This is a genomic window from Kitasatospora sp. HPM-01-4, assembly GCF_051374625.1.
In the GTDB taxonomy this organism is placed as follows: Bacteria; Actinomycetota; Actinomycetes; order Streptomycetales; family Streptomycetaceae; genus Kitasatospora.
In genome coordinates, this window is sequence record NZ_JBPQGP010000005.1 from 3205992 (window position 1) to 3232904 (window position 26913).

Consider the following 26913-nt stretch of genomic DNA (forward strand, 5'->3'; position numbering starts at 1 on the left):
TAACCCCCTGTCCAACAGGTGGACAGGGGGTTATCGGGCGTTAACGCTCAGCCGGCCATCGCGGTGAGCAGCGACTCCTGCATCCCGCCGAGCCAGAGATAGGCCATCACCAGCGGCTTGCGCGGATCGCTGTCCGGCAGCCCGTAGAAGTCCTCGTCGTCCTCGGCGACCTCCAGCCGGGAGCCCAGGGTGAGCCGCAGGTCGTTCAGCGCCCCCAGCCAGTGCCGGCAGTCCGCCGCCGCGACCGTCACCACACCGCCCTCGCCGCCGAGCCCGTCCAGCGCCCTGATCACGTTCAGCGCGTCGTCCCGCTTGCGGGTGCGCAGGTCCGGCTCGGTGTAGCGGCGGAACTCGCCCGCCATCGCCCGGGTCTCCGAGTCGGCCACCGCCCCCGGATCGCCGTACGCGTCCGGAAACAGCCGGGCCAGCGCCGGATCGGCGGGCGCCTCGGTCGGCCCCTCGGCGAACAGCGCCGCCAGCGGATCGTCGCCGTCCCCACCGGGACCGGGCCCGATCAGCTCCAGCATCTGCACCTCGAGCGAGCGCAGGATGGAGGCCTCCAGCTCGTCCAGCGCGATCGCCGCGCCACCGTCACCGGCACTCTCGAACAACCCAGCCATGAGTCCCAATCAGCCCGTCTTCGTCGTGTGTCAGAGGTCGCAGCAGGTCGCGCGCGGTCAGTCGTGCTGAAGGGTCGCCCACAGTCCGTAGCCGTGCATCGCCTGCACGTCCCGCTCCATCTCCTCGCGGGTACCGCTGGAGACCACCGCCCTGCCCCTGGTGTGCACCTCCATCATCAGCTTCCTGGCCTTGTCCTTCGGAAAGCCGAAGTAGGCCTGGAAGACGTACTGGACGTAGCTCATCAGGTTGACCGGGTCATTGTGGACGATGGTCACCCAGGGGGTGTCCGGCTCCACTGCCGGAATGCCTTCGACCTCCGGGCGCTCGATCTCCACGGGCGCGACACTCACGGCAGCCACTCCTCATCAGGGCACGGTTTCCGTCTCTCATGCTTCCATCCGGGGGAGGTCCGGGCGAATCCGGGTCACTCCACCCGACAGAAATCGTCACTTTGACGCTAAGTGGTAGTAGCATCATCAGCATGGACGCCATCACCTCGCACCGCTCCACCGCGCTGCTCACCGACCGTTACGAGCTGACCATGCTGCAGGCCGCGCTGCGCAGCGGGGCGGCGCACCGCCGCTCGGTCTTCGAGGTGTTCACCCGGCGGCTGCCCAACGGCCGCCGCTACGGTGTGGTGGCCGGGACCGGTCGGCTGCTGGACGCGATCGAGGCCTTCCGCTTCAGCACCGCCCAGCTGGACTGGCTCAGCGACCGGGGTGTGGTGGAGGAGGACACCCTGGAGTTCCTGGCGAACTACCGGTTCACCGGCGATGTGCACGGCTATCCCGAGGGCGAGGTCTACTTCCCCGGCTCACCGGTCCTCACCGTCGAGGGCAGCTTCGCCGAGGCGGTCATCCTGGAGACCGTCATCCTCTCGATCCTCAACCACGACTCGGCCGTCGCCGCCGCCGCATCCCGGATGACCAGCGCGGCCGGGGGCCGCCCCTGCATCGAGATGGGCGCCCGCCGGGCCCACGAGGGCGCCGCCGTCGCCGCCGCCCGCGCCGCGTACATCGCCGGGTTCACCGCCACCTCCGATCTGGAGGCCGGATACACCTACGGCATCCCGACGGCCGGCACCGCCGCGCACGCCTTCACCTTGCTGCACGACAGCGAGCGGGACGCCTTCACCGCCCAGATCGAGTCGATGGGCCGGGGCACCACCCTGCTGGTGGACACCTACGACCTGGCCGAGGCGGTCCGTACCGCCGTGGAGGTCGCGGGGCCCACCCTCGGCGCCGTGCGGATCGACTCCGGCGACCTCACCCTGCTCGCCCACCGGGTCCGCCGCCAGCTGGACGAGCTGGGCGCCGAGAAGACCCGGATCATCGTCACCTCCGACCTGGACGAGTACGCCATCGCCGCGCTCGCCGCCGCCCCCGTGGACGGCTACGGCGTCGGCACCAGCCTGGTCACCGGCAGCGGGCACCCGACCTGCGCGATGGTCTACAAGCTGGTCGCCCGGGCCGCCACGCCGGACGGTCCGCTGCAGCCGGTCGCCAAGCGCTCGGCTGGGGGCAAGACCAGCGTCGGCGGCCTCAAGTGGGCCGCCCGGCGGCCCGACGAGGACGGGGTGGCCGAGGCCGAGGTGGTCGGCACGGGGCCGGTGCCCGAGCACCTGGCGCCGCACCTGCTGCACGTTCCGCTGATCCGCGGCGGCGAGGTGGTCGGCCGCGAGCCGCTCGCCGCCGCCAGGGAGCGCCACAAGCACGCCCGCTCCACCCTCCCGCTGTCGGCCACCCAGCTCTCCAAGGGCGAGCCGGTACTGGTCACCGAACTGCTGGCCTCCTGAACTCCCGGGGGCGCGCTCCGGGCGCGGGTGATCCCCTGAGGGCTGCCCTCCGCCGGTCCTCCGGGAGGGGGAACCGCACACCGCCGTGCGGCCCCCCGTGCACGGCTCGCCGTGCCCCCGCGATGCGGGGGCCCGGGTCCGCGGCGAGGGGCCGCCGGGCCGGTCGCGCACCAGGCCGGTCGAGCCGGTTCCGCGCCGCCCGGGCACCGGCCTGCCGGGCCCTGCCGCCAGGCTTCCGCCTACGCGCGTAACTCCCTAGAGTGGCCACACCAGCGGACCGCCGCACCGAGCCGCCGCACCACCGAATCCACCCAAGGAAGCACCCCATGCACCGGGCACTGATCGTCGTCGATGTGCAGAACGACTTCTGCGAGGGCGGCAGTCTGGCCGTCGCCGGCGGGGCCGAGGTGGCCGCCGCGATCACCGACCTGATCGCCGAGGCCTCCCCCGGGTACGCGCACATCGTCGCCACCCGGGACTGCCACATCGACCCGGGTCCGCACTTCTCCGCCGAGCCCGACTACGTCGACTCCTGGCCCGCACACTGCGTCGCGGGCACCGAGGGCGTCGGCTTCCACCCCAACTTCGCGCCGTCCGTCACCTCGGGCGCGATCGAGGCGGTCTTCGACAAGGGCGCCCACTCGGCCGCGTACAGCGGTTTCGAGGGCGGCAACGAGAACGGCGAGACGCTGGCCGGCTGGCTGCGCGAGCGGAACGTCACCGCGGTGGACGTGGTGGGCATCGCCACCGACCACTGCGTCCGGGCCACCGCCCTGGACGCCGCCCGCGAGGGCTTCACCACCCGGGTCCTGCTGGACCTCACCGCCGGGGTCGCCCCCGCCACCACCGAAGCCGCTCTCGCCGAACTCCGTCTCGCTGGCGTCGAGTTGACCGGGAGCCCGGCAGTGCAGTCCTGAGCCTGGCGAGGACACGGAACCCGGCCGACCGCCCGCGCCACCGGCCCCGCACGGTGGTGCGTTGACTCCCCCGCTCGCGGTCGCGCCGACGGCACCCGCCGCCCTCGAAACCCTTCCGGCGCGCCCGTGACCACGGGGCCGCACCACGGCTCTGCCCCGAAACGCCCGCCGCACGGCCGTTCAGCGCTCGGCGACGACCAGCTCCACCACATCCGCCCCACCCGCCACGAACGCCTCCCGCAGCTCGGCGCCCACCGCGTCGGGCTCCGCCGCGACCCGCTCCCCCGAGAGGTGGACCACCCGTACCCCGAGGTACTCCATCCGCTGCTGTCCGCCCCTGACCCAGGCCGACTCGCCCTCGCTGACACAGCGCAGCTCCGAGTCCACCTCCACCGCCACCCCCACCGCGGGCCAGTACAGGTCGGGCACCGCGATGTACGTGCCGCCCCGCATCCGCAGTTCGGGGCTGGTCAGCGGGACCGGGAGCAGCCACTCGTCCACCAGCTCGCCGATCCGGTCGAGCGTCGACTCCCGTTCCGCGGCCAGGAGTTCGTCCAGCGCCGCCCTCACCCGGGCCTCGCCCAGCAGGTCCGCCTCCCGCAGCTCGGTCAGCAACTCCCGCAGTGTGCACCGGGATTCGCCGCTCACCAGGCCCGGACCCGCCGGCCCCCCGGAGACCGCCTCCCCGAGCACGGCGCGCAGCAGCTCGGGCCGGGCCTCGCCGCGGTCGAACACGCCCTCGTCCGTCCATTCGCGTACGGCGTCCGCGACCGCCCGCGCCACCGGGGCGCAGGCCAGGCCGTGCACCGAGCGCGCCTCCAACTCCCGTTCGGTGCGCCGGATCCGGACCTCGCCGACGTCCCTGAGCCGCCGCTGCCTGGGCACCAGGACGTCCACCTCGGTGACCGCGGGCAGCCGGGGTGCCGAGGCGAAGCCGTACAGGGCGAGTGCCGCCGCGCCGGTGATCACCGCGCCCTCGCGGCGGCCCTCCTCGCGGCCGTTCTGCGCCGCGTACAGCAGCGCCGCCCACATCCGCTGCTCGGGGGTGGGCTCGCCGTCCTGCAGCAGGTACACCCGGGGCAGCACCCGCTGCCATGGACCACCCCGCCGGCAGTGCTCGCTGACCAGCCTGGTCGGCACGCCCCTGGCACGCAGCTGACTGGCCGTGATGACGTTCTGCTGACGGCGCGCCAGTTCTTCGAGCGAGGGGTGCGAGGGAGGAGTCTGGTAGTTCATGCCGACACCCTCCCCAACAGCCAGGCCGCCACATTCACGACCTGACGCACTGTTACCCAACCGTCGCCAAATCGGGACTACCCCGCACTAAAGTCCCCATATCCTCACTCGTTCGGCGTAACGGACGTTCACCACCTTGCCGCTTTCGACCGGAGTTGACATGTGCCATCCGGTTTTTTCACCATCCGCTGGCTCCGATGGCGCCTGCCCGGAATCCCGCGCTGAGCTGGGATGGCTGACCGACAGTGACGAAGGCCATACGGTGAAGCACCACCCCGAGGTCACGACCGCCCTCCGGGATTGCCTACCATCACCTCATGCCACGCGATGAGTCCGCCGGCCTGCGTGCCGCCCAACTTCGTCTCGGCCGACTGCCCGGTTACGTCCGCCAGCCAGATCTGGCCCGCCGCAACGGCGAGGACGGCCGCACGTACAAGAAGGGGTGGGAGGTCCGCTTCACCGCTCGCACCGAGGAGGAGATAGCCGAGATCCGCGACCTGGTGGTCGCCGCGGGCTTCGCCCCCGCCCGCCCGTTCTTCAAGGGGCACCAGCTGATCCAGCCCGTCTACGGGATCGCCGCCGTACAGGCCTATCTCGCGGCCCGCGAGGCGGTCGAGGACCTGGCCCGCACCAGAGGCGGCACACCGCGCATCCCCGAGCAGTGCCGGGCCGAACCGGCCGACCGCACCCCGGCCCAGCGCAGAGGCGCCGACCGGAGCCGCAGCGAGCGGGGCCGCGCCGAACGCGAGCACCGCAGCAGCGCCGCACCGGCGGCCGCAGCCGCGGCCTCGGCTGCCGCAGCGGCGGCGGCACGGCGGGCCCGCCAGGCCGCGGAGCCTGCCGCGAGAGCGGAGGCGCAGGTCAACGGGCCGGCAGCCGGTCGTACATCCTGAAGGTGTACTCGGCGTCGTAGGTCATCAGGTTGCCGGCCGGGGAGGGCAGGCCGAGACGGCGGTTCAGCAGACCGGACAGCGGACCGCAGTCCTTGGCGGCAGGGACGGTGAACTGGTCGGCGTACGCCGAGAACTTGATCAGAGGGGGGTTCTGGGACAGCCAGACCGAATTGCCCGAGCGCTTCAGCCGGAAGTCCACCGGGGCGTCCGCACCGATGCCGCAGCCCTTGGGCAGCAGCGGGCCGGCGAGTTCGAAGCCCAGGCTGAACTGCCCGTTGTAGAAGTCCGAACGGCCGCCGTACCGCGGCTTGACGGTCACACCCGTCAGCGCCGAGTGCTTCCCCGCCCCGGCACCGGTGAGCCCTCCCGGCACGACGGTCGGCGTGGTGTGCATACCGCCCCAGACCTGGGCCATGGTGCCGTCCGCGAGCGGGCCCTCGGCATGCGTCATGGTGATCGGCGCAAGCTTCAGCTGCCGGACCTCGCCGATCGTCAGCACCGGCGCGCTCACGGTCACCTCGCAGCGCCAGCGGGACGGGTCCACCCCGGCCGGAAGCCCGGGGCAGTCCCGGTAGTCGGTGTGCCCGGGGTCGATCAAGGACCCCTGGACGGCCGCCGGAGCGGGGGTAGGTGCCGCCGTCTCCGCATGGGCGAAGGCGGGTGCGTAGGCCGCCGCGATCACCGCCGTGGTGGCCGCTCCGGCAAGGACGGTCGCGGCCCTGCGGGCGAGGGGCGGACGGGCTCCGGTGGCGGCTCGGGCGGAGCGGGCTCGGGCGGAGCGGGCTTGGGCGGCGCCAGCACGGGCGGTGTGGGCTCGGGCGGTGTCGGCTTCGGCGGCGGCCTTCTTGATCTCCATGGCCGCCAGCCTGCCGCCCGGCACGCCCCCGCGGCCATCGGTGACACCCCTGCCCCGCCCCTGAGCCGACCATGACCGACCGTCAGGGTTCCACCCCGGGCGGAGGATGGTCGATGTGCACGGTGGCGGCCAGCAGCCGTGGAACCGCCCTGATCAGCGCCCGTTCGGCCGCCTCCGCCACCTGGTGCCCGGCGACCACCGTCAGCCCGCCGTCCACCACCACATCGGCCTCCGCCCGCAGCGAGTGCCCGATCCAGCGCATCCGCAGCGCCCCCACCCCCTGCACACCCGCGACCGTACGCAGTTCCCGCTCCGCCGCGTCCACCAGAGCCGGATCGACGGCGTCCATCAGCCGCCGGCCGACCTCGCGCACGGAGGTCCGCAGCACCAGCAGGATCGCCCCGGTGATCACCAGACCGACGACGGGGTCGGCCGGCCGCCAGCCCAGCGCACTGCCGGCCGCGCCGAGCAGCACGGCCAGCGAGGTCAGCCCGTCGGTGCGGGCGTGCATCCCGTCCGCGACCAGGGCGGCCGAACCGATCGCCCGCCCGGTGCGGATCCGGTGGCGCGCCACCCACTCGTTGCCCAGGCAGCCGGCCAGCGCCGCCCCGGCGACCGCCCACAGGTGGGTGACCGGCTGCGGATGGAGCAGCCGGTCCACGGCGGTGGCGGCGGCCAGCACCGAGGAGGTCAGCACGGCGAGCACCACGACCACTCCCGCGAGGTCCTCGGCCCGGCCGTAGCCGTAGGTGTAGCGGCGGTTGGCGGCCCGGCGGCCGAGCAGGAAGGCGAGCCCGATCGGCACGGCGGTCAGGGCGTCGGCGAAGTTGTGCACGGTGTCGCCGAGCAGGGCGACCGAGCCGGACAGGACGACGACCGCCGCCTGCACGGCGGCGGTCAGACCCAGGACCAGCAGCGAGATCCAGAGCGTGCGCAGGCCCCGGGCCGAGGACTCCAGGGCGCTGTCGACCCGGTCGGCGGCCTCGTGCGAGTGCGGCCCGACCAGATGCCCGAGCCGGTGGGCGAAGCCCCGCCAGGAGCGCTCCCGGCCGTGGCCGTGCTCATGACCGCGGTCGTGCTCATGGCCGCAGTCGTGGCCGTCGTATCCCCCGTCGTACTGACCGTGCCCGTGGGGGTGCCGGCCGTGCTCGTGGGAGCGCTCGCCGTACTCGCCGTACTCGCCGGCATGGGCGTGCGGGTCGGCGGCCCCACGGGTGCGGCCACGGCTCGCGCCAGGGCCGTGGTGGTGGTCCGCGTATGCCTCCATGAGGCCCACGGTCGCACACCAACTCCCTTGCAGCCACTGCCGTTGTACCTACCCTGACCAGCTGCGACATACTTGCAACCGCACCGGCCGGGCACACCGGCTGACACGTCGTCAAATAGCGGCTCAATCAAGCCCATTCCAAGAATCTGATGGGACTTGTCACTCAAAGCAGCCACTCAAGGGCCTAGAGTGAGCATAGGGTGCTCCCTTGCCGCCGAGACCAGATCGCGAGGCCGATGTGACCGACCGTCATGTCCCTTCCACCGGCCTGGGCAGCTCGGAAGACGATCCCGCCGCCGGGGAAGATCTCACCGAACTCTCCGCCATGCCCCTGGACTTCACCGCGTTCCGGGAACTGCACCATCCGCGCTACCTGAGCTACGCGCGGGTCTGGTTCCACGAACCGGCCCAGGCCGCGGCGATCGTCGAACTGGCCTTCCGCGCCCTGGCCGGGGTGTGGCGAGAGGTCCTGGGCACTCCCAACCCGGCTGCCGCGGCCTGGCAGATCCTCCGTACCACCGTCGCGGAGCAGATCGCGCACCGCGACGGTCCCGACGGCCAGGCCTCCGCCAGGGAGTGGAACCTCCCGGAGCAGCGGCGCGCGGCCCTGGACGAGGACCTCGCCATCCTGCACTACGTGGTCGGCCTGGCCACCCCCGAGATCGCCGACGTGGTCGGCGGCGACTCCGCGAGCATCGCCAGCCAGCTGCGGCACGCCTTCCGGCACGAAGCGGCCGACTGGTGAACCGCCCGGGCCGGCCGTGACCGTAATCACCCGCCGGGACCCTACTCAGCCGACCCCGTCGGGCGAAGGATGATCTCCGTCCGGATCCCGATCCCGCGCAGGCAAGGAGTCCCCTTCCCATGTCCATCGACCACGCCGTCGCGATGTTCGGACGCCAGGCAGAGGCCTGCGAGGAACTGGGGTCAGCGCTGTACGCCGCGCTGCTCGTGCGGGCCGCCGAGGACATCCGGGACGGCGGACCGTGTGCCGACGCCATCGCCGGGTACGAGGACGCTCCCGGCCCCGACGCGATCGCCCTGCGCCTGCTCGGCGGCGTCCACGCGCTGGTGCTCACCGGCCGGGCCACGGAACTCGCCGTGCACTACCCGAGCGCCGGCGGCGTCTTCGACCCCGGCGCCGCGGACCGGGCCTGGGCCGCCTTCCGCGCCACCGTGGCGGCCGAACTCCCCTGGATCAGGGACTGGATGACCCGTCCCCCGCAGACCAACGAGGTCGGCCGCGCCAACCTGCTGATCACCGGGCTGCTCCACACCCTGGCCCGGCACCCCTTCCCCGTGAGGGTCTTCGAACTCGGTTCCAGTGCGGGGCTCAACCTCCTCGCGGACCGCTTCCGCTACGAGTCCGCCGGCTTCGCCCACGGCTCCGAGGACTCGCCCGTCCTGCTCCCGGACGCCTGGCGCGGCACCCCGCCCGCCTGGCTCACCGGCCCGCAGCCGGCCGTGGCCTTCACCGAGCGGAGGGGCTGCGACCCGAACCCGATCGACCCGGTCTCCCCCGAGGGCTCGCTCGCGCTGCGCGCCTACGTCTGGGCCGACCAGCCCGCCCGCGCCGCCCGCCTGAACGGGGCACTCCGGCTCGCCGCCACGATTCCGCCCCGGGTCGAACCGGTCGGGGCCGCCGAGTTCCTCACCCGCGTGGAACCCCGGGAGGGCGCGCTGACCGTCGTCTGGCACTCCGTCATGCGCCAGTACGTCCCCGCCGGGGAATGGGCCCGGGTCGAGACCGAGTTGCGGCGCCTGGCGGCGGCGAGCACCGCCGCCGCGCCGTTCGCCCACATCGCCTTCGAGCCCCGCCGGGTCGGCGGTGAGCACCGGTTCCGGCTGACCGTGCGGGACGGAGCCGACTTCGAGCTGGAGCGGGTGCTCGCCGAGGCCATGCCGCACGGGCTCCCCGCCTGGGCTCTCTGACCCTCCCGGGGACGCCGGGTCCTCTGGGGGCTACCGGGCCCTCCAAGGGAACGCCGGGCCCTCCGGGGCTTCAGATCACGACACCGGTGACGTCGAAGAGGTGGTGCACCGGGTCGTGGATCAGGTAGCGCGCGAAGGACTCCACGGTGAAGCGCGCGCCGTCGCTGCGGTTGCCGGTGCGCTGCCACTGCTCGCCGGAGACCGCCTCGAAGGCCTGTGCCAGCCGCTCGGCCGCCTCGGCCAGCTCCACCGCGACGACCGCCGGATCCTGGGTGCCGTACTGCTCGGCGACGGCGGTCTCGTCCTGGTTCCAGTTGGCGAAGAGCGGGTCGTCCTGGGTGAGCATCAGGTCGAGCCGGACGGCGAAGAGCCGGAACACGTCCCGGACGTGGCAGGCGTACTCCAGGTCCGACCACACCTCGGGGCGCGGACGGCGGCGCAGCCGCGCATCGGGGAGCTCGGCGAGCCTGGCCACCCAGGAGTCGGCATTGGCGCGCACCATCGCGGGAACGTCCTCGCGGACCACCGACGGGGTGTCCAATCTGCAGTCCGCGCACGGGCGTTGGAGGACCCAGGTCCAGTCCTTGGTGTCAGGAGTGATCATGCGTCCAGGGTGGCGCGTCCGCCCCTGTCTCCGCCAGCGGCCGGACCGCCAGCCGACACCAATATCCCGCCAATCGCGCCCCGTCGGCCACCACCCGCGCCGGGGCCACCGCGAGCAACCGCCCGCCGAAGGAGAAGTTCCACCGCGCGACACGACCCGCTTCGAGGTACATGTCCGTAATGGGGCCACGCCCCACCGGCGACCCGGAGGCGGTTTGTCCGACCGGTGACCCCACAAGTAGAACTACTGAGTGATCAACGACCACGCCCTGAACGACAAACCCACCGTGATCGGCGAACAAGTACGCCTGGTACCCCTGGGCCCACAGCACGCGGAACCCTTCTGGCACGCCACCGTTGACCCGGAGAACCGCCGACTCACCGGCACCCGCCGGGAGTTCACCCTCGACTTCGTCCGCGACTGGTGCGCCGACCGCGCCACCCAGCCCGGCCGGCTCGACCTCGCCATCGAGGACCGCACCACCGGCGACTACCTCGGCGAACTCGCCCTGATCGACATCGACCACGACAGCGAGTCCGCCGCCTTCCGCATCGCCCTCAGCCCCGGCCTCGCCGGCCGCGGCTACGGCACCGAGGCCGCACGCCTCCTACTCGGCTACGCCTTCGGCCAGGTCGGGCTGCACCGGGTCCAGTTGGAGGTCTACTCCTTCAACTCACGCGCCATTCGCGCCTACCAGAAGGCCGGCTTCGCACTCGAAGGCCGCCTGCGCGACGCCCACATGTGGGAGGGCCGGCGCTACGACGTGCTCTGCATGGCCGCCCTGCGCAGCGAATGGCGGCCACCCGCCCAGTGAGCGGGCCCCGCCATCCGACGCCGACCTTCCGTCAGTTGCTCGTGCCGCCCGTGCCGCCGTTCATCCGAACCGTGCAGACCGCGTTGACATTCTGCTGAGTGAACCCGGGCGCCCTGCCGAAGAACGCGTTCAGCAGCCCGTCGCAGACCGCCGCCTCCCGCGGAGTCTTCGCCCCATCGGCCACCGCCGGCTGCGCCACCAGCAGGGGCGCCGCCAGCAGAGCGGCTGAGCACAGCGCGCGGGTGGCGAACCTCTTCAGCATCGACCTTGATGCCGATGTGGCTGTAGCTGTCGCTGTCGCTGTCGCAGAGAACATGTCGGCCCTTCGGATAGGCGATGGACGAGCCATCCCTATCCGAAGGGCCGTTTACCGCAACGGATCCTGCGCCATCCGTGAGCGTGTCAGCGCTGCCGGTACCCACTGATCTGACTGTGGACCGGGGTCAGACTGGCGCCGGCTCACAACCGCTATGAGTGGGAAGGGTGAGCCGAACGATCCCTCAAGGATGCTCAGTCGACAGCTGGACGATGGGCTACGGACCGTGTCGCACTCAGCCCTTCGCGCCGGAGGCCCGTGCCGGGGATCCGGACCTCACCCGTGTGCCCCTCCGGCCCGCCGGGCACGCGCTGCGGTGGCTCGGCCGCTCACGGGGCGTGGACTGTTCGGAGCGACTGCACTCCCCCATACCGCCGGGCATGGCCGATTCGGAACACGTCGGGGTCAGCGGGGCTTCACCTTGTCGGCCGGGCGGATCCGCACGTAGTGCGAGCGACCGTTCATGTCGAATGCGAGGACGAGCCGACCGTCGCGCCGGATGAACTCCCTCACCTGCTCGACCGCTTCGGGACGGGTGAGGAAGTGCCGGAACGCGTCCGACTGCACCGCGTCCAGCGGCAGCAAGCGCAGCGAGTCCCAGAGCGCCGACAGCGCAACCGGGAGGCGATCGAACGTTGCCGGACCGCACACGTCCTCGATCTCGACCACCACGGGCCCACTGCCACCGGACCCGACCGCCTTGCGCTTGCGCATCACCGGGCCGCCGCCTTCGCAGTACGGTCGGGACGGGCCGCCGCCGCTCCATCACCCTGCCGGACCTCGTGCCGCACATGAACTGCCGCCATCCGGACACCCGGTCTCGGAAACATCCGCCGATCGGTCCGGTCGGACGTTCCCGAGTGAATACATCGACCATTCGTCGCGGTCAGTTGACGATGCGCCATCCACTGGCTGACCTCGCTCATTCCGCAGTCGAGCCCGACGGCGCGATGGCCGCCCAGACGAGCTTGCCGATCCCACCCACGCGCGAGCGGCAACCCCAGCCGGTCGTCAGCTGCTCGACCAGCCAGAGCCCTCGGCCGCGCTCGTCGTCGGGACCCACCGCCCGCACGGTCGGGTGCGTACTGCTCGCGTCATGCACTTCGATCCTCAGCTCTTGCAGCCACAGCTCGAAGCGGACCATGAGCAGTCGGCCCGGCGGTGTGCAGGCATGCTGGACGGCGTTGTTGACCAGCTCGGTCAAGACCAACTCGCCGACCTCCACGAACCGTTCTCCGTCGGCGCGGCCGGCCAGGAAGTCCCGAAGCAGCCTCCGGGCGGCGCCTCCCGACTTTCGGTGGCGCGGCAGATAGCACGAGTACTCGTTGGGTGCGGCGGACGGTCTCTCCAGTGCTTCGGGCATGGCAGATTCCCTCTGGACATGGTCGGTGAACGTGAGCCTGAGCGAGCCAACAGCCTTGGTGGCGAACGGAATCGGGCATGGGGATGCCCGACGGCGAGCCGCCGCCATCACGCTGAGTTGGCAGTTGACTACGTTCGGCAGCATGCTCTGCCATAGAGTCACTGTGCAAGTGCATGCGTCATGCAATTGCACGAACGAGTGACGGTTAAGCACCTGGGCAGGAGTGGCAGACTGTGTACCGACGTGACCTACCGGGGAGAGTGGCGGGTGGACAGCCCAACCGTGCTGCGGCGTAGGCTCGGTGCAGAGCTGGGAAAGTTGCGCATGTCGCGCGGCGCGAGCGCCAAGGACGTTGCCGCCGCACTGGGTTGGTCCGCTTCCAAGCTGAGCCGCATCGAGAGCGGGAGCGTGCCGCTACAGGACCGTGATGCGGCAAAGCTGCTGGGGCACTACGGTGTGGACGACCCCACCGAAGTGAAGCAGTTCATCAGCCTCACTCGACAGAGTCGCCAACAAGGCTGGTGGCACGCCTACGGCGATGCACTGCCCGACTGGTTCCGTGCGTACATCGGACTTGAGGCCGACGCAACAAAGATCGTGACCTTCCAGTGCGAACTGGTGCCGGGGCTGCTCCAGACGGAAAGCTACGCCCGGCAGGTCATCCGGGCCATGAACCCCACGGAGTCGGCAGACGACATCGAACGCCGCGTAGCACTTCGCATGGAGCGGCAGCAGGTCCTCGACCGGCGCGAACCGCCGCAGCTCTGGGCCATCATCGGAGAGGCCGTCATAAGGCGGCAGGTCGGTGATCCTTCCACCATGCGCGCCCAACTCGACCACCTGGCCGACATCGCCGAGACGAGAGCCAACATCACCATCCAGGTGCTCCCGTTCTCCGCTGGCGCGCATGCTGCCATGGGAGCGTCGTTCTCCGTCCTGTCGTTCAGCGACGCCCATGGAAGCGTGGCCTATTCCGAGGTCACGACGAGCAGCATCTACACCGAGCGGAAGTCCGAAGTCGTCCGCCATGAGGAGACGTTCCTTCGACTCATGGCGTCATCGGTCCAACCGGAGAGGTCGGTCTCATGGCTGAGGAAAGTCGCAGAGGAGTACAGGTGAAGCACCGGATACCCGCCATCAGGTGGCGCAAGAGTTCGTACAGCAATGGACAAGGCGACTGCGTCGAGGTGGCCGACGGCCTTCCCGGTGTGACTCCAGTCCGTGACTCCAAGGACCCCGACGGGCCTGCGTTGGTCTTCCCGGCCGAGACGTGGTCAGCGTTCGTCGCCGGGGTCAAGATGGGGGACTTCCCGGACAGTTGGCGATGAGGCGATCCCTGGCTCAGCGGCAGCCCCGGGTGATCGCCCGGGGCTGCCGTATCGCCCGGTAACCGCACAGCCATTTCCTGCGAGCCGGCGAGCCACCCAGCCCGCCGACACAGAAGAACGTGACGGCCCCTCGGACGGGCGATGGACGAGCCATCCCTATCCGAAGGGCCGTTCATGTCCACGGATGGGGCACCACCCGTGAGCGGATCAGCGATACGGGTTCTCCGAACCCGACGGCGGCTGCGGCTGGTAGTACTGCGGCGGCTGCCCGGCACCACCCGCTGGCGGCACCTGCTGCTGGTACGGCGGGTACTGCTGCTGCCCACCCCCGTACGGCGGCTGCCCACCCGGCGGCACGTAACCTCCGGGCCCGCCCGGCCCACCCGAGCCCCCAGGGCCACCGGATCCACGGCCACGACGCACCACGAGCAGCACCACGCCACCGATCACCAGCAGCGCGACCACACCGATGCCCGCGAAGAGCACCAGCGAGCTCTTGCTGTCCTTCTTCTCGGGAGCGGCCTGGGCCTGCCCGCTGTCCTTGCTCGCTCCGGACGACGGGGCTGTCGACGACGATGCGCCGGCGTCAATGGGGTGCGCCTCAACCCGGTTCAGCAGCGGGTTTTCCTTCGGCCCGTTGTCGACCTCCGGATTGGGCGCCAACGCCTTCGAAGGCGACGCAATCCCGTAGCCGTAGCTGTTGTTGGGAACCTTCGAGCCGTCGGGCGGCGCCACCGCAGTCTTAATCATGCGGTTGATCACCTGGCCAGCCGACAGGCTCGGGTACTTGGACCGAATAAGCGCCGCGATGGCAGAGACATAAGCCGTGGCATCGGAGGTTCCATCGGCGGCGCGATAATCAGTCGCAGAATTATTTCCAGCCGAACGAATTCCAACACCAGGGGCCGCCAGCGTGACCTCCGGCCCCCGGTTCGACTTGTTCCAGATATTCCCCTGCTTGTCGATAGCACCGACAGCCACCACTCCAGGGAATGCCGCCGGATATCCCACAGGGGAATCGTGATTCCCCAGGTTTCCGGCGCCGCTCACCAGGACAACATCCTTGTCGGTGGCATACTTGACGGCTGCACGATCTTCCGCGCTCGAAAAGCCGGTGATAGACATGTTGATCACCTTGGCCCCGTGATCAACTGCAAATCGCAAAGCCTGCGGAAGCGTGTCATCCGCCGCGACTGGATCATCGGAAGGCGTAACGCCGATCTTTACGGGAAGGATTTTTGCTTTAGGCGCCAAACCGATAACTCCGGCATTGTCTCCGTGCCCATGCGCAGCAATAAGACTGGCCATTCCCGTACCGTGACCATACTGGTCGGCAGTTCCGTCACCCTTCCCATCCGTGAAGTCCTTCCCAGGGAGAACCTGCCCCACGAGGTCCTGGTGAGTGGCCGACACCCCACCGTCGATGACAGCGACCACTACGTTCTCGCCCTGGCTGATGGGCCAGACCTTAGTCACAGCCTCGTAGTTCACGAGGGCCCACTGCTCGTCACGGATGGTGTCTGCACTGGCCGGTGCAGCGCTCAGACCCCAGAGCAGGGCTCCCGCTGCAAGCGCGGCCACACCGCGCATCGGTCGGCTGGTCGTCAAGCCACGTCACCCCACTCATCGAAGCGGCCGTCCCGCAGAGACGATCTGCGGGACGGCCGGTCAGGTCCGACTGCCCTGCTGGCAGGGAATCATTCCACCACGTTCGGGTTGGATTTCTCCCCCGACTTCCAGGTTTCCTCGTCCTCCACCAGGTAGGACGGACGGTCCTTGCCCTTCTTCTCCTTCTTGCTGCCCTTCCCGGCCGCACCGGGCATCCCGTGCGCACCGGCGTTGGCCTTCCCAGCCTGCTCGGCCTGCGCACCGGCGCCGGCCTTCCCGGCCTGCCCAGCCTGCATACCGGCGCCGGCCTTCCCGGCCTGCGCACGGCCTTGACCAAGGCCCGAACCGCCCGCGGTGGACGAGCGCCGCCCAGCCCCACCGGCCCCGGCCTCACCCGCTGCCCCGCCAGGACGCTGCCCCAGCCCCGGGCCCGAACGGCCACCACCCGCAGCCCCGCCGGCTCCGCCTTCGGCGCCGCCCATACCGTCGGCCCCGAACGCGCCTCCCGCACGCATCGCACCGCGACCGCCACCGATGCCGAGGCCGCCACGGCTCGACGCAGGACCGCCGCCGGTCAAGCCGCCCTTGGCGCTACCGGGAACTCCTCCGCTGCCAGCCACGGGCTGGTAGGCCCCCGTACCCGGGAGTGTGCCGGTGCCAGTGCCACCGTTCCCGCCCCCGCCGATGGTCGGTCCACCTCCGACCTTTCCAGGCTTGGGGGTGACTACACCACCGTCAATCCCGGTACCAGGACCGGTGTTTCCAGGCGATTGCGGGCGACGAGCCGGATTGGCAGTACCTCCCCAAACGCCGGGATCGGTCGGCGCAACCACAACCGGCTTCGGAGGCGGTGGGGTTTGACCGGAGGACCACGAGGCCGTCTCTCGGCTACTCGGGTGGGCAGTTTCGGCGCTGCTGCCAGCACTTGCGAGACCCAGACCAGCACCGACAATCAGACCACTGATAGCCTCAGCGCCACTCGAATCTCCCGGCGGCGGGATATCCGTCGGGTCATCAATATTGCCAGCCCGCGGCGTCTTCAAAGCGGCTGTGCTAGCACGATACTTAACCGCCAGCGTCTCCATGACAGCAACAGCCTGCGCCTTCCGCTCGTCAGCGATGGGCGTAGTCTTCTCGCCCACCATCGACTTGGCGGCGTCGCCGATGGAGTCGCCGACCTTGTCCAGGAAGTCTGGCTCCTCGGGCATGTCGCGCTTGGCCTGGTCAATGGCCTCGGAGATCCCCTGAAGCTCGACCGCGGCATCGTTGGCGTAGGCGGCAACGTTATTGACGCTGTTGGCCAACTTGGTCATCTTCCCGTAGAAGGCGTCGCTGGTCGCGCCCTCCCACGAGTGCGTGGCATCGCCCGCAGCGGTGTTGAGAGCGGTTCGGATCTGCTTGAGAGTGGCGGCGGCCTTGCGCCACGGATCACTGGCGGCCATAACCGCACCGGAGTCCATGGACTGGACCATGCGCCGCAGGTCGCCGTGGCTGTACCCGCTGAAGTTCGTGTTCGCGTCACTCATGCTCGGACGCCTCCTGTCCCCGTCCTGATCCCCGTCGCTGCACCGCTTCGGCCACCCTCAACACGCGCTCGCCTACCACGTCGGGTGCGGCTCGCTGCTGCCCGCCGAGGGGCCGCCCGCAGGAGTTTTGGTTGCACCGGTCGAAGCAGCTCTGGAGGTGTACCCAGCCTGGCTGACAGGTGCGGAGGCGCTGCCGACCGACCAGCCATCGCTGTTCACCCTGAGGCTGCGGGAGGTCTCCTGCTCCTGCTCCTCATAGTTGTTGGCGGTGAGGTCAGCCTTCCGCTGGGCGTCGTCGATCGCGTCCTGGATGACGTTGAGTACGTCACGGAGGCCGTCGCGCATGTACTCGTATTTGGCGTGCAGCGCCTGCGCCTCAGCGAAGTTCCCGAACGCGCCCGCCCCCACCCCGCTCTGCCCATGCGCGCGGTTGCCACTCGCACTCGCCTCGAACTCGCCCAGCAGCCCCCGCACCTGAGAGGCGAAAGCCCGCAGGTTGTCCACCTCCACGCGGTAGCCGGCTCCGGCGCCCCCGGTCGAACCGGTTCCTGTGCTCACGACCTCGTACCTCCCCCGTACACCCTGTGCACCTTCAGCATCTCCCGTACCGCCAGCATCGTCGGCACGGCACCGACCGAACGATCCGCCGATACGCACTACAACCCGACGCTGACCCTCATGTCTAACACATGCCAGAGACCGTCAGAACGCCGCCGCGCAACCGGGACCTGAGACCTGCGTCGCCCACCTGACCCCACTCGTCAAGGGCACCGCCCACCCCATACCCCGCCGGGACCGGCGGGATGCCGGAAGGATGCCGACGACGAATCGCCGACGAGTCCGTCAACGGCCTTCCACCGCGGTGGCAAGCGCGCGGCGGCACAGCGAGTCAGCCTTCCGAGTGGTTTCGGGCAGGCGGTACGCGGGTGCCAGTTCCAGGGTCAGATCGGCGGCTTCGGCGAGGGCGATGCGGTGCCCGACGGAGACGAAGACCGGCTTCACGCCGCGGCGGATGCGGAGTGCCCGGCCCACCTCCTCGCCGTCGGCGGCGTCGTGCAGCGGCGTCCACGCGCCCCGGTCGGGGCCGGGCTGCTCGTAGGTGAAGGTGAACGGGGTCTTGGCGACGCCGATCGTGCGCAGGCCGCTGAGTACCCCGAGGTGGCTGGCGAGGCCGAGGCGGCGCGGGTGTGCGAGGCCGTAGCCGTCGCAGACGACCAGGTCGGGGGTCTGCGCGAGGCCCGCCAAGGCCGCGAGTACGGTCGGCAGTTCGCGGAAGGCCAGGAGTCCGGGGAGGTACGGGAAGCTGATCCGGCCGACCGCGGTGGACTCCTCCACCACCTCCAGGGTGGTGCGGTCGAGCAGGACGGCCGCGGCGGCCACCACGTCCCGTTCGTCGTCGTACGCGACGTCGACACCGGCCACCAGCGAGATCCCGGCGAGTGCGGGACCGCACGGCCCGGCGTCGACCAGCCCTCGCAGCCGCTCCTGCTCGGCCAGCGCCTCGGCCTCGGTAACGGGCCACCCGGCGGGCGGATCAACGCTGTTGGACACGGCTCGGCTCCCCCTGAACACCTGACACCACTCGAACCCCACCGTATCGAAATGCCGGCCGACCCCCGACCATCGGCGACCCGGCGCAATCACCTGCCCACACTCAGTAAGGTTGTGCGCAGATGACCCAACTGCGGCCTGCCGGAGCGATGTCGGGCCACGAGGGAGAGCGATGAGCGGTGCCATCAGAGTGGACCCGCACGGCCTGGCCAAGGTCGGCCGGCACAGCCGGGAGGTCGCGGCCGCCATGCCCGGCGAGATCGTCCGCGTCCAGGGGCCGTCCGAGGAGGCGGCCGCCGGGCTGCGCGGCTGGCGCACCCAGGAGGCCCTCACCCGTTGCACCCGGGCCTGGGAGGAGTGCCTGCGCGCGCTGGCCGCCGAAGTCGACGCCAACGGCACCAACATGATCGCCACCGCCGGCAACTACACCGCCACCGACGCCGAGATCCACGGCGCCCTGTTCTACACGGGCGCGCCAGTACCAGTACCAGTACCCGCACCCGCACCCGCACCCGCACCCGCGAGCACAAGCACAAGCACACCCACATCCACCTCCAACGGAGCACGCTGATGGTCGACTTCACCGCACTGCGCGACGCCCGCCCGGCCGGGCTCGGCCCGGCGGCCGACGCCTACGACGCGCTCGGCCGGGCGAACGAGGCGCACCACGAGGTCGTCAAGGAGGCCGTCCGCTGGATCTGCCACGGCGCCAACTGGTCCGGTTCGGCGGCCGCGGCGGCGACCAAGGCGCTGGAGCGGACCGACGGACGCCTCGACGGGTCCCACACCGCGATGCGGGGGATGGGGATCCTGCTGCGCGATGCCGCCGAAGCCTTCGAACTCGCCCAGGCCAAGCTGCTGGAGGCGGTCGGCGAGGCGACTGCCGCCGGGTTCTCCGTCGCCGACGACGGCTCGATCGACTGCCCGCCACCGGCCGAGGCGGACCGGCGCGACCCCGGCTGCGCCACGCCCGGCGCCCCCGCGCAGGCCAGGGCGCGCGCCCTGGCGGCCAGGGTCACCGGCGCGATCGCCGAGGCCGACGCCGCCGACCGGCAAGTCGCCGCGCTGCTCGACCAGTTGGCGGAGAGCGCGCGCTCCGGCTGCGGCATCAACCGGGATGCCGCCACCACCCGCCTCGACAGCATCAACGGCCTCGGCCGCAAGCTCACCACCGCGGCCTGGCCGGCCGATGACGCCTCGCCCGCCCAGGTGCACGACTGGTGGCAGAGCCTCACCCTGGCCGAGCAGCAGAAGCTGATCAAGGAGCGCCCCGAGCTGCTCGGCAACCGCGACGGCATCCCCAGCGCCGCCCGCGACCAGGCCAACCGGAGCGTGCTGCCCCGGCTCCTCGCCGCGTACCGGAGCAAGCCGCACCCGCTCTCCCCGGCGGACCAGCGGAAGCTCGACGGCTTCGAGGGGCTCCGCAAGCGCCTCGCCGGTGAGCTCCCGGACGGCGGCGGGCCGGGCAGTGATCCACCGCTGCTGCTGATCGGCCTCAGTGACCAGGGCCAGGGCCGGACCATCCTGAGCTGGGGAGACCCCGACACCGCCCGGCATGTCTCGGCCCTCGTACCCGGGCTCAACAGCACCCTCGCCGGTACGGCCGACGGCGACACGTCCACCGCCCTGCGGATCCGCCAGGCCGCGGGCGAGGAAGCCACCGGCACCGCCTCGATGATCTGGCTCGGCTACGACGCACCACAGCTGGACGGCGGCTCCGTCCTCACCAAGGACCGCGCGGTGGCCGGAGCGGCCGGGTACGACCGGTTCCTGTCCGGGCTGCGCTCCACCCACCGGGGGGACACCCCCGCACATGTCACCGCGGTGGGGCACAGCTACGGCTCACTGCTGGTCGGCCAGGCTGCGCAGCGGCCCGGCCGCCTCCCGGCCGACGACGTGGTCCTGGTCGGCAGTCCCGGTGTCGGCGCCGGCCACGCGTCGCAGCTGAGCGTCGGCGCCGACCATGTCTACGTCGGTTCCGCGTCATGGGACCCGGTGAGCCGGCTGCCCTCGGCGACCGATGCCGCCGCCACCGGTCTCGCTCTGGGTGCCGGCACGGTGCTCGGGCCCGTCGCCGCCGGGCTGGGACACCAGGTGGACCGGCACGGGCTGTGGTTCGGCCAGGATCCGGCGAGCGCGGAGTTCGGTGCCCGGCGGTTCCGGGTCGACCCCGGCACTCCGGCGGACTCCCACAGCAACTACTTCGGCAAGGACGGGAAGGGCGGCGACTCGCTGGCCAACATCGGCAGGATCGTCGGCGGCCACCCCGACCAGATCACCCGGGCACCCGGCCGGTGACGGCCCGTCGGCGCCCCGGTGCGCGGCCGGGGAACGTTCTCACCGCGCTGCTCGCCGCCTGGGCACTGCTGCTCTGCGGCTCCTGTTCGCTCGTCCCGGTGGTGTACGACTCGGTGACCGACCGACCGGCCGTAGTGCCGCTCGACGTCGCTCACGGCCGGCTGGAGAGCCTCTTCGGGGAGACCTTGGCGGCCGTGCAGCCCCCGGTCCAGTGGACCGACCCGGCCTACACCGCCTTTCCCGTCCTCTCCGGGCTCTGCGGTACCCAGGGCTGCCATCCCACCGGCCGGGCCGAGCTCCAGGGCATCCGCTGGGTCAGGACCCGGGTCTCGGCTGCCCGCTATCGCACCCTGCTGGACCAGGTGGCCCGGCGCTGGACCGAAGGCGGTCACCAGGTCGAACGCCGTGACCAGGAACTCGTCCTGCGGGCCCCCGGCCACACGACGCGGCTGTGGTGGCTGGACGCCGCCACCGGGTGCGTGCGGCTGGAGAGCTCGGTGGCCGATGTCGAGGCCCCCGGCGGAGCGGGCGGCATCGAGACCCACCCGTTCGGGCACGGCGGTGACGGCAGCCGCGGCTGCGCCTCGGTGACGGACCCTTACTGGTCCGGTTGAGCCGTCGTCCCGGGCGGCACGGCCGGGATCCGACGGTGAGCCCGTGCGCCCCTGTGTGCCCCGCACTTGCCCGATCGGGCTCTACTTACCGGGCCGAGGTGCGGGGTAGAGCTGCTGTACGAACCTCGGATGTACGCCCTCGGAGCCGAATCCCGCGCTAAGGACTGACCGCCATGCCGCGCCCCACACCTGTCCAGTTCTGCACCGGCACCCTGATCATCGTCGTCACCACCGTGGTGCTGCTCGCCGTGTCGGGGGCGACGGGGGTGCCTGCCGTCACGGCACTGGTCATCGTCGCGGTGGCGCTCGGTGTGCTGGTCACGGTCCTGCTGATGGCGGCGGACCGGCGTCGGCCGGCCGCCCGCCCGGCCGCCGACCGCCCCGGCCCCGAGCCGCGGCGGGCCACACGGCCCGCCGCACCCGAGTACGCCCGTCAGCGCTGACACCCGCCGGCGCCGACGCCTGCCGGTGCCGACGCCCGCCAGCGCTGACGGCACCGGGCCGGGCGGGGAACACTCGGGCCGTGGCCCCCGGGCTCGGCTCCCGGTGGCCACGGCCTGTGTCCGACCGCCGCGGTCAGGCGGTCGAGACGACCACCGTCTTGGCCGCCTTGTCGTGGATGCACTGCCGGTACGGCTTGTCGAACACCCCGAACAGACCGTTGACCGGCCACCAGAGCAGCCCGCAGCAGACCAGCGCCGGCACCACGAAGACCGCCGACCTGGTCCATGCGGCGGCGCCGGTCGGGACGCTCCCGTCGGCGAGCATCGCGACCCGCAGCTTCATCAGCTTCTTGCCGACCGTCTGGCCGTCCCGGCTGAGCATCACGCCCTCGTAGACCAGGTACATCGCGTACCCGAGCCAGGTCGCGCCGACATAGCCGTCCTGGTTGCCCAGGTTGGCGAACGGCAGCACGATCAACCCGGCGATGATCTGGATCCCGATGTAGTCGATCAGCTTGGCGAGGATCCGGTTGGGCCAGCTGCCGAGCGGCGGCATCCCGGGCAGCGGACCGGGAGCGGCGCCGGGGCCGGGCGGGTACGGAGCACCGTAGCCGGGCGGCGGGGCACCGTACTGCGAACCGTAGCCGGGCGGCGGAGCGCCGTAACCGCCCGGGGTCTCGTACGGGCCGCCGGGCGGCGGGGGCGGCGGTGCGCCGTTCGGTCCCGCGCCGGGCGCCCCCGCTCCCGGCGGAGGCGGTGGAGGCGGCGGGGGCGCGCCGTACGGCTCCGACGGGGCTCCGGGCGTGCCCTCCGCCGGGGGCTGCTGCTTGTCGGAGGAGGGCTGGCCGCCACCCTCCGACTCCTGGCCTGCGGGGTCGTGGCTGCTCATGAATCCGAGTAGAACATCATCATTCCTAGGATGTTGGGACATTTAGCCCGTTTTGCGGTATCGGACCGGATGGTGACCGCCCTTCAGGAGCGCACCACCCTGGTACGGGCGGCGCGGTCCTGCCAGCCCCGCCGTGCGGCCGGGTCGAGGAGCGGCGGCAGCAGACCGACCACCGTGAGTACGCAGAGCTGGCTGACGACCCATCGGAGCAGTGAGCGGCCGAGCGCGGGCGGGCCGGCCGGGCCCGCCGCGCGGACCACCCTGACTCCCAGCAGCCGCTTGCCCGGGGTCTGACCGGTCCGGGCCGTCGGGAGCACCTCGTACAGCAGCCCCGCCAGCACCAGCAGCGCGAGCAGCACCCCGGCCTTGCCGAGCACCACGGCGTCGAGCAGCCAGACGTCCACCGCGCGGTGCGTCGCCCTGGCGACGAGCTGGGCGTGCTGCAACCGGTCGTGGACGTGGGCCATGGCCGAGGAGAGCAACGGCACCCCGGCGGCCACCGCGACCAGCGCGATCACCGCGCTGTCGAACAGCCGGGCGGCCAGCCTGCGCCCCAGGCCCACCGGGACGGCCGGGCGTGGTCGCTCTACTGGGCGCGCCGGACTCGTCTGGCGCGCTGGACCCGCCTGGCGCGCCGGGCGCTCAGTCGGCCGGCGGGCGCCGGTCTCGCGCGGCGCGGTGAGCACGGGGAGCGCCGGCTGCGGCCTATGCGCCGGAACGGCCGGGGACGCCGCTGCCGGCGCCGGGACGGGTGCGGGTGCGGGCGCCTCGTCCGGCTTCGACCAGGCGGGGACCGCGTCCCAGGACACCCGGCGCGGCGCGTCCCCTGACTTCGCCGCCTCCGCCGCGCCGCGCCCGGCGCTGTCGCCCGCCCGGTGCTCCCCGGCCTCGGCGCTCCGGCTCCGCGGAAGCGGTTCGGACGGCGCACCGGACACCCCGTCCGGCTCGGGTTCCGCCTCGGGCCGCGACTGCGACAGCGGTTCGGACGGCGCCACCGGCCCGGTAGCCGGCTCTGGAGCGGACAAGGTCACCGTGGGTTCGGCCGTCGCACGCGTCCGCCGCTCCGGCTCCTGCTCCGCCTCGGGTGCCAGCACGAAGGAGGCCCCGCCGGAGGTCTGGTCGAAGAACAGCGGCCCGGTCTCACCCACCGCGGCCACGACGGCGGAACCCACCGCCGCAACCGAAGCCGGGGCAGGGCCGGGGCCGGAGGTGGGAGTCCGCTGTTCCAGCACCTGCTCCGCCTCGGGCGCCAGCACGAAGGAGGCCCCACCGGAGGTCTGGTCGAAGAACAGCGGCCCGGTCTCACCCACCGCGGCCACGACGGCGGAACCCATCGCCGCAACCGAAGCCGGAGTCGGAGCCGGGGTCGAAGCCGGAGCCGGGGAGGGCGTCGGCGGCGGTACGTGGCGCGCGGCGGGCGGCACTGCCTGGCGGGCGGCGAAGCGCGGGGGTTCCAGGACCTCTCCCGGCTCGGGTGCGGGCCTGCTGGTGCCGGGCACCCAGGCCGCTCCACCCCAGTAGCGGACGAAACCCGGAATGGAGGGGTCGGGGTAGTAGCCCGGCGTCGGGTCGACGGCGGTGTCCGCGCCGCCGACGAAGGGCCGGTCCGTCATGTGGTTCTTCTTTCGTTGCAGCGCCGGGGGGACGGCGGAGCAGAGGACTGCGGGCAGGAGCACTAAGGGCAGGCAGGCTGCGGGCGGTAGCACAGCGGAGCAGAAGGTGCCGCTGGGACATCGGCGCAGCAGCGCAGGGCAGGCTCGGACGAGCCGCCGCGGCGTGCGGCGGACAGTCGTCAGGCAGTCACAAAGGGTAGTACCTCCGCGCCGCGACGGCGGGCAGTTGGAAAATCCCGGGTTTTCCGCGAAAAGTGTGTAAGACCTTTCATCCGCCGTGCTCTCTCCCGGTGAAGGGGCTCGAACGCAGCCCCGCGGAGACGAGAGGAACCCGGTCATGGACAGCTACACCACCGTCGTCGAGCAGGAGCTCGAGCTCAGCCTGGTGCTCTCCCCGGAGCAGAGCATCCCGGTCCCCGCCCGGCTGTCGTACAGCGCTCACGACCCGTTCGCCGTGCACATCACCTTCCACCTGGACAGCTGCGCGCCCGTGACCTGGGTGTTCGCCCGTGAGCTGCTGGTCGAGGGCACCTTCAGGGCCTGTGGGCACGGCGATGTCCGGGTCTGGCCCGCGCGGTCGGGCCGGCAGAGCGTGCTGTGCATGGCGCTGAGCTCCCCGGCGGGGGACGCGCTGCTGGAGGCCCCCCTCCCGACCGTGGCGGCCTGGCTGGAGCGGGCGCACCGGCTGGTCCCGCCGGGCGCCGAACTCTCGGCGCTCGACCTTGACAACTCCCTCGCCGAGTTGCTCGCGTGAACCGCCGTCGAGCGTACGCGCGCCCCCGGGGGCTTCAGCGGGCCGCGGGGGGTCCGCTGAAAGCCACCGGGGCGCGGGGAGCCGAGAGACCTCCACGAGGATGCGGGGTTCTCGTGCACGCGGTCGACCGGCCCGGGCGCGGGGAGCCGGACGTCCGAAGGTGCGCGGCTGCCCGGGCGGCGCCTCGCGCCCCTGGCCTCGCCGGGCCGGCCGCGCGCCTAGCGCCCGTCCGCGGCCGCGCCGACCGGCTGGCGCGCCGGCGCGCTGTCGGCCCGCTGCAGCGGCACCCGCACCAGCGGTGCTCCGGCCGCCCGCCGGCGGGAGCGCACGCGCAGCGCGGACACCGCCAGGAACCCGAGCCCGAGCAGCGGGTAGACGTCGGCCGGGAGCTGGAACACGTACGGCATGAGCCGGTCGCGGTCGCCCTTGTGCGGGATGATCCACATCGCGAAGGAGAGGAAGCCGAAGAGCGTCGCTCCGAAGATCCACCGCCAGCGGGTCCGCCGGATCGCGGCCGGCCGGGACCGTTCGTGCGCCGCCTCCGCGGCGAGCAGCACCAGCATCGGGACGCACCACACCCAGTGGTGGGTCCAGCTGATCGGCGAGACGAGGACCGCGGTGACGGCGGCGGTGCACACCCCCCAGGCCTCGGAGCGGGGCAGCCAGCGGTCGCTGCGGTAGGCCCAGGCGGCGATGGCCAGTCCGGCGAGTCCGGTCAGGCCGGCGATCACGGTGGCGGTGGTGCCGGGGTCGGCGGTGTGCATCAGCCGGGCGACGGCCCCGCGCAGCGACTGGTTGTCGACGATCTCGGTCTTGCCGACCCGGGAGGAGTCGTAGAGGTACTTGGTCCAGAACCCGTAGGTGGCGTCGGGCAGGACGGCGGCGCCGATCGCGAAGGTGCCGAGGAAGGTGAGGCCGGCCACGAAGGCGGCCCTGATCCGGCCGGTGATCAGCAGGTAGACCGCGAACAGGCCGGGGGTGAGCTTGATCCCGGCGGCGATGCCGATGGCCACGCCCTTGCTGCGGCGCTGGTCGGGGCGGGTCAGGTCCCAGAGGATCAGGCAGGCGAGCGCCAGGTTGATCTGCCCGTAGCGCAGGTTGGTGAAGACCGGCTCCAGCCAGACCCCGAGGCCGGTGACCAGGACGATGCCGATCGGCCGCAGCTCACGGCGCGGCCAGCCGGCCAGTTTGAAGGAGAGGTGCGCGAGCAGTGCGAGCAGCACCAGGTTGCCGCAGGTGACCGCGACCCGCAGCAGACCGACGCCCAGGTAGGCGGTCGGGACGAAGAGCATCGCGGCGAACGGCGGATAGGTCGCGGGCAGGTTCCACTTGGTGACCCGCAGCGCGTACAGGTCCTGGCCGTGGGCGACGGCGGAACCCTCGGCCCGGTAGACGATCATGTCCACCATCGAGGTGCCGACGAAGTGCCGGACGATCGCGTACGCGAGCAGCGAGAACAGCGCCACCCCGCCCGCCCTGACCAGCGCTCGCCGCGGGGCCTCGCGCAGGGCGACGACGGGCGCGGCGAGGGCGGCACGGACGGTACGGGTACGCGGTCGTTCCGGCGGGGCAGAGCCGTTCCGGCCGGGCTGCCGCTGGGGCACCCACTGCTGCTCCTGTACCGCTGTCACGTTCCGCTCCGTCCTCCGGTCAACCGGCTAGCGACACTACCTGA

The 26913-nt window shown here is 71.8% G+C and carries 29 protein-coding genes; 13 read left to right on the forward strand and 16 right to left on the reverse strand.

The annotated features are described in order from the left end of the window. Window positions 1-47: 47 nt before the first annotated feature. Window positions 48-620, reverse strand: a complete 573-nt coding sequence (locus ACSMTC_RS13590) for a DUF2017 domain-containing protein (RefSeq protein WP_436559944.1) — start codon at window positions 618-620, stop codon at window positions 48-50. A 57-nt stretch (window positions 621-677) separates the two neighbouring features. Next, window positions 678-971: an ATP-dependent Clp protease adapter ClpS gene (clpS, locus tag ACSMTC_RS13595; protein ID WP_436559945.1), complete on the reverse strand. Its 294-nt coding sequence runs from the start codon at window positions 969-971 to the stop codon at window positions 678-680. Window positions 972-1102: 131 nt separating this feature from the next. Between clpS and ACSMTC_RS13600 the strand changes: the two genes are divergently transcribed. Both ACSMTC_RS13600 and ACSMTC_RS13605 read left to right on the forward strand, forming a co-directional pair. Then, entirely contained in the window at window positions 1103-2416 is a 1314-nt protein-coding gene (locus ACSMTC_RS13600) for a nicotinate phosphoribosyltransferase (RefSeq protein ID WP_436559946.1), read from the forward strand. A gap of 326 nt (window positions 2417-2742) precedes the next feature. Continuing rightward, window positions 2743-3333, forward strand: coding sequence for an isochorismatase family protein (locus ACSMTC_RS13605; RefSeq protein ID WP_436559947.1), 591 nt, complete (start codon window positions 2743-2745; stop codon window positions 3331-3333). A 180-nt stretch (window positions 3334-3513) separates the two neighbouring features. Here the strand turns inward: ACSMTC_RS13605 and ACSMTC_RS13610 are convergent, their stop codons facing one another. Further along, window positions 3514-4569, reverse strand: a complete 1056-nt coding sequence (locus ACSMTC_RS13610) for a type IV toxin-antitoxin system AbiEi family antitoxin domain-containing protein (protein WP_436559948.1) — start codon at window positions 4567-4569, stop codon at window positions 3514-3516. 317 nt (window positions 4570-4886) lie between these two features. Here ACSMTC_RS13610 and ACSMTC_RS13615 point away from each other — a divergent pair, with 317 nt between their 5' ends. Next, window positions 4887-5462: a hypothetical protein gene (locus ACSMTC_RS13615; protein WP_436559949.1), complete on the forward strand. Its 576-nt coding sequence runs from the start codon at window positions 4887-4889 to the stop codon at window positions 5460-5462. Here the strand turns inward: ACSMTC_RS13615 and ACSMTC_RS13620 are convergent. Both ACSMTC_RS13620 and ACSMTC_RS13625 read right to left on the reverse strand, forming a co-directional pair. Beyond that, the gene (locus tag ACSMTC_RS13620; protein WP_436559950.1) at window positions 5431-6318 is read right to left on the reverse strand and encodes a hypothetical protein; all 888 of its coding nucleotides are present in this window, start codon (window positions 6316-6318) and stop codon (window positions 5431-5433) included. The genes ACSMTC_RS13615 and ACSMTC_RS13620 overlap by 32 nt on opposite strands. Window positions 6319-6400: 82 nt before the next feature. Further along, entirely contained in the window at window positions 6401-7585 is a 1185-nt protein-coding gene (locus ACSMTC_RS13625; protein WP_436559951.1) for a cation diffusion facilitator family transporter, read from the reverse strand. A 238-nt stretch (window positions 7586-7823) separates the two neighbouring features. Here ACSMTC_RS13625 and ACSMTC_RS13630 point away from each other — a divergent pair, with 238 nt between their 5' ends. Beyond that, entirely contained in the window at window positions 7824-8330 is a 507-nt protein-coding gene (locus tag ACSMTC_RS13630) for an RNA polymerase sigma factor (protein WP_436559952.1), read from the forward strand. 119 nt (window positions 8331-8449) lie between these two features. After that, the gene (locus ACSMTC_RS13635) at window positions 8450-9517 is read left to right on the forward strand and encodes a DUF2332 domain-containing protein (protein ID WP_436559953.1); all 1068 of its coding nucleotides are present in this window, start codon (window positions 8450-8452) and stop codon (window positions 9515-9517) included. Between the two features lie 70 nt (window positions 9518-9587). On the opposite strand, the gene ACSMTC_RS13640 is transcribed toward ACSMTC_RS13635, so the two are convergent. Then, window positions 9588-10121, reverse strand: a complete 534-nt coding sequence (locus tag ACSMTC_RS13640; RefSeq protein WP_436559954.1) for a DinB family protein — start codon at window positions 10119-10121, stop codon at window positions 9588-9590. 250 nt (window positions 10122-10371) lie between these two features. Between ACSMTC_RS13640 and ACSMTC_RS13645 the strand changes: the two genes are divergently transcribed. Beyond that, window positions 10372-10935, forward strand: a complete 564-nt coding sequence (locus ACSMTC_RS13645) for a GNAT family N-acetyltransferase (RefSeq protein ID WP_436559955.1) — start codon at window positions 10372-10374, stop codon at window positions 10933-10935. Between the two features lie 31 nt (window positions 10936-10966). Here the strand turns inward: ACSMTC_RS13645 and ACSMTC_RS13650 are convergent, their stop codons facing one another. The 3 genes from ACSMTC_RS13650 to ACSMTC_RS13660 form a co-directional block, all read right to left on the reverse strand. Continuing rightward, on the reverse strand, window positions 10967-11197 hold the full coding sequence (locus ACSMTC_RS13650) for a hypothetical protein (protein ID WP_436559956.1): 231 nt from the start codon (window positions 11195-11197) through the stop codon (window positions 10967-10969). A gap of 459 nt (window positions 11198-11656) precedes the next feature. Beyond that, on the reverse strand, window positions 11657-11965 hold the full coding sequence (locus ACSMTC_RS13655) for a hypothetical protein (protein WP_436559957.1): 309 nt from the start codon (window positions 11963-11965) through the stop codon (window positions 11657-11659). Between the two features lie 208 nt (window positions 11966-12173). Next, on the reverse strand, window positions 12174-12758 hold the full coding sequence (locus ACSMTC_RS13660) for an ATP-binding protein (RefSeq protein WP_436559958.1): 585 nt from the start codon (window positions 12756-12758) through the stop codon (window positions 12174-12176). 123 nt (window positions 12759-12881) lie between these two features. On the opposite strand from ACSMTC_RS13660, the gene ACSMTC_RS13665 reads away from it, so the two are divergent. After that, a complete protein-coding gene (locus tag ACSMTC_RS13665) occupies window positions 12882-13733 on the forward strand; it encodes a helix-turn-helix domain-containing protein (protein WP_436559959.1) in 852 nt (283 codons plus the stop codon). Next, entirely contained in the window at window positions 13700-13942 is a 243-nt protein-coding gene (locus ACSMTC_RS13670) for a DUF397 domain-containing protein (protein ID WP_436559960.1), read from the forward strand. The genes ACSMTC_RS13665 and ACSMTC_RS13670 overlap by 34 nt, the downstream gene beginning before the upstream one ends. A gap of 207 nt (window positions 13943-14149) precedes the next feature. Here ACSMTC_RS13670 and ACSMTC_RS13675 read toward each other — a convergent pair whose 3' ends face one another. From ACSMTC_RS13675 to ACSMTC_RS13690, 4 genes are all read right to left on the reverse strand, one after another. Continuing rightward, window positions 14150-15550 (reverse strand): S8 family serine peptidase, encoded by a 1401-nt coding sequence (locus ACSMTC_RS13675; RefSeq protein WP_436559961.1) that lies wholly within the window; start codon window positions 15548-15550, stop codon window positions 14150-14152. Window positions 15551-15639: 89 nt separating this feature from the next. Continuing rightward, window positions 15640-17076, reverse strand: coding sequence for a WXG100 family type VII secretion target (locus ACSMTC_RS13680; protein WP_436559962.1), 1437 nt, complete (start codon window positions 17074-17076; stop codon window positions 15640-15642). Between the two features lie 72 nt (window positions 17077-17148). Further along, on the reverse strand, window positions 17149-17634 hold the full coding sequence (locus ACSMTC_RS13685) for a hypothetical protein (RefSeq protein ID WP_436559963.1): 486 nt from the start codon (window positions 17632-17634) through the stop codon (window positions 17149-17151). Between the two features lie 285 nt (window positions 17635-17919). Then, the gene (locus ACSMTC_RS13690; RefSeq protein WP_436559964.1) at window positions 17920-18627 is read right to left on the reverse strand and encodes an endonuclease V; all 708 of its coding nucleotides are present in this window, start codon (window positions 18625-18627) and stop codon (window positions 17920-17922) included. 172 nt (window positions 18628-18799) lie between these two features. On the opposite strand from ACSMTC_RS13690, the gene ACSMTC_RS13695 reads away from it, so the two are divergent. The 4 genes from ACSMTC_RS13695 (at window position 18800) to ACSMTC_RS13710 (ending at window position 21982) form a co-directional block, all read left to right on the forward strand. Further along, complete coding sequence (locus ACSMTC_RS13695) at window positions 18800-19198, forward strand: hypothetical protein (protein WP_436559965.1); 399 nt, start codon at window positions 18800-18802, stop codon at window positions 19196-19198. Continuing rightward, window positions 19198-20925 (forward strand): alpha/beta hydrolase, encoded by a 1728-nt coding sequence (locus ACSMTC_RS13700; RefSeq protein ID WP_436559966.1) that lies wholly within the window; start codon window positions 19198-19200, stop codon window positions 20923-20925. The genes ACSMTC_RS13695 and ACSMTC_RS13700 overlap by 1 nt, the downstream gene beginning before the upstream one ends. Further along, complete coding sequence (locus ACSMTC_RS13705) at window positions 20922-21539, forward strand: hypothetical protein (RefSeq protein ID WP_436559967.1); 618 nt, start codon at window positions 20922-20924, stop codon at window positions 21537-21539. The genes ACSMTC_RS13700 and ACSMTC_RS13705 overlap by 4 nt, the downstream gene beginning before the upstream one ends. A 173-nt stretch (window positions 21540-21712) precedes the next feature. Then, window positions 21713-21982, forward strand: a complete 270-nt coding sequence (locus tag ACSMTC_RS13710; RefSeq protein ID WP_436559968.1) for a hypothetical protein — start codon at window positions 21713-21715, stop codon at window positions 21980-21982. Window positions 21983-22115: 133 nt separating this feature from the next. Here the strand turns inward: ACSMTC_RS13710 and ACSMTC_RS13715 are convergent, their stop codons facing one another. Continuing rightward, the gene (locus tag ACSMTC_RS13715; RefSeq protein WP_436559969.1) at window positions 22116-22871 is read right to left on the reverse strand and encodes an RDD family protein; all 756 of its coding nucleotides are present in this window, start codon (window positions 22869-22871) and stop codon (window positions 22116-22118) included. An 83-nt stretch (window positions 22872-22954) separates the two neighbouring features. Further along, entirely contained in the window at window positions 22955-24484 is a 1530-nt protein-coding gene (locus tag ACSMTC_RS13720; RefSeq protein WP_436559970.1) for an RDD family protein, read from the reverse strand. A 337-nt stretch (window positions 24485-24821) separates the two neighbouring features. Here ACSMTC_RS13720 and ACSMTC_RS13725 point away from each other — a divergent pair, with 337 nt between their 5' ends. Next, the gene (locus ACSMTC_RS13725; protein ID WP_436559971.1) at window positions 24822-25238 is read left to right on the forward strand and encodes an SsgA family sporulation/cell division regulator; all 417 of its coding nucleotides are present in this window, start codon (window positions 24822-24824) and stop codon (window positions 25236-25238) included. A gap of 218 nt (window positions 25239-25456) precedes the next feature. On the opposite strand, the gene ACSMTC_RS13730 is transcribed toward ACSMTC_RS13725, so the two are convergent. Next, on the reverse strand, window positions 25457-26869 hold the full coding sequence (locus tag ACSMTC_RS13730; RefSeq protein WP_436559972.1) for a glycosyltransferase 87 family protein: 1413 nt from the start codon (window positions 26867-26869) through the stop codon (window positions 25457-25459). Window positions 26870-26913: the final 44 nt, after the last annotated feature.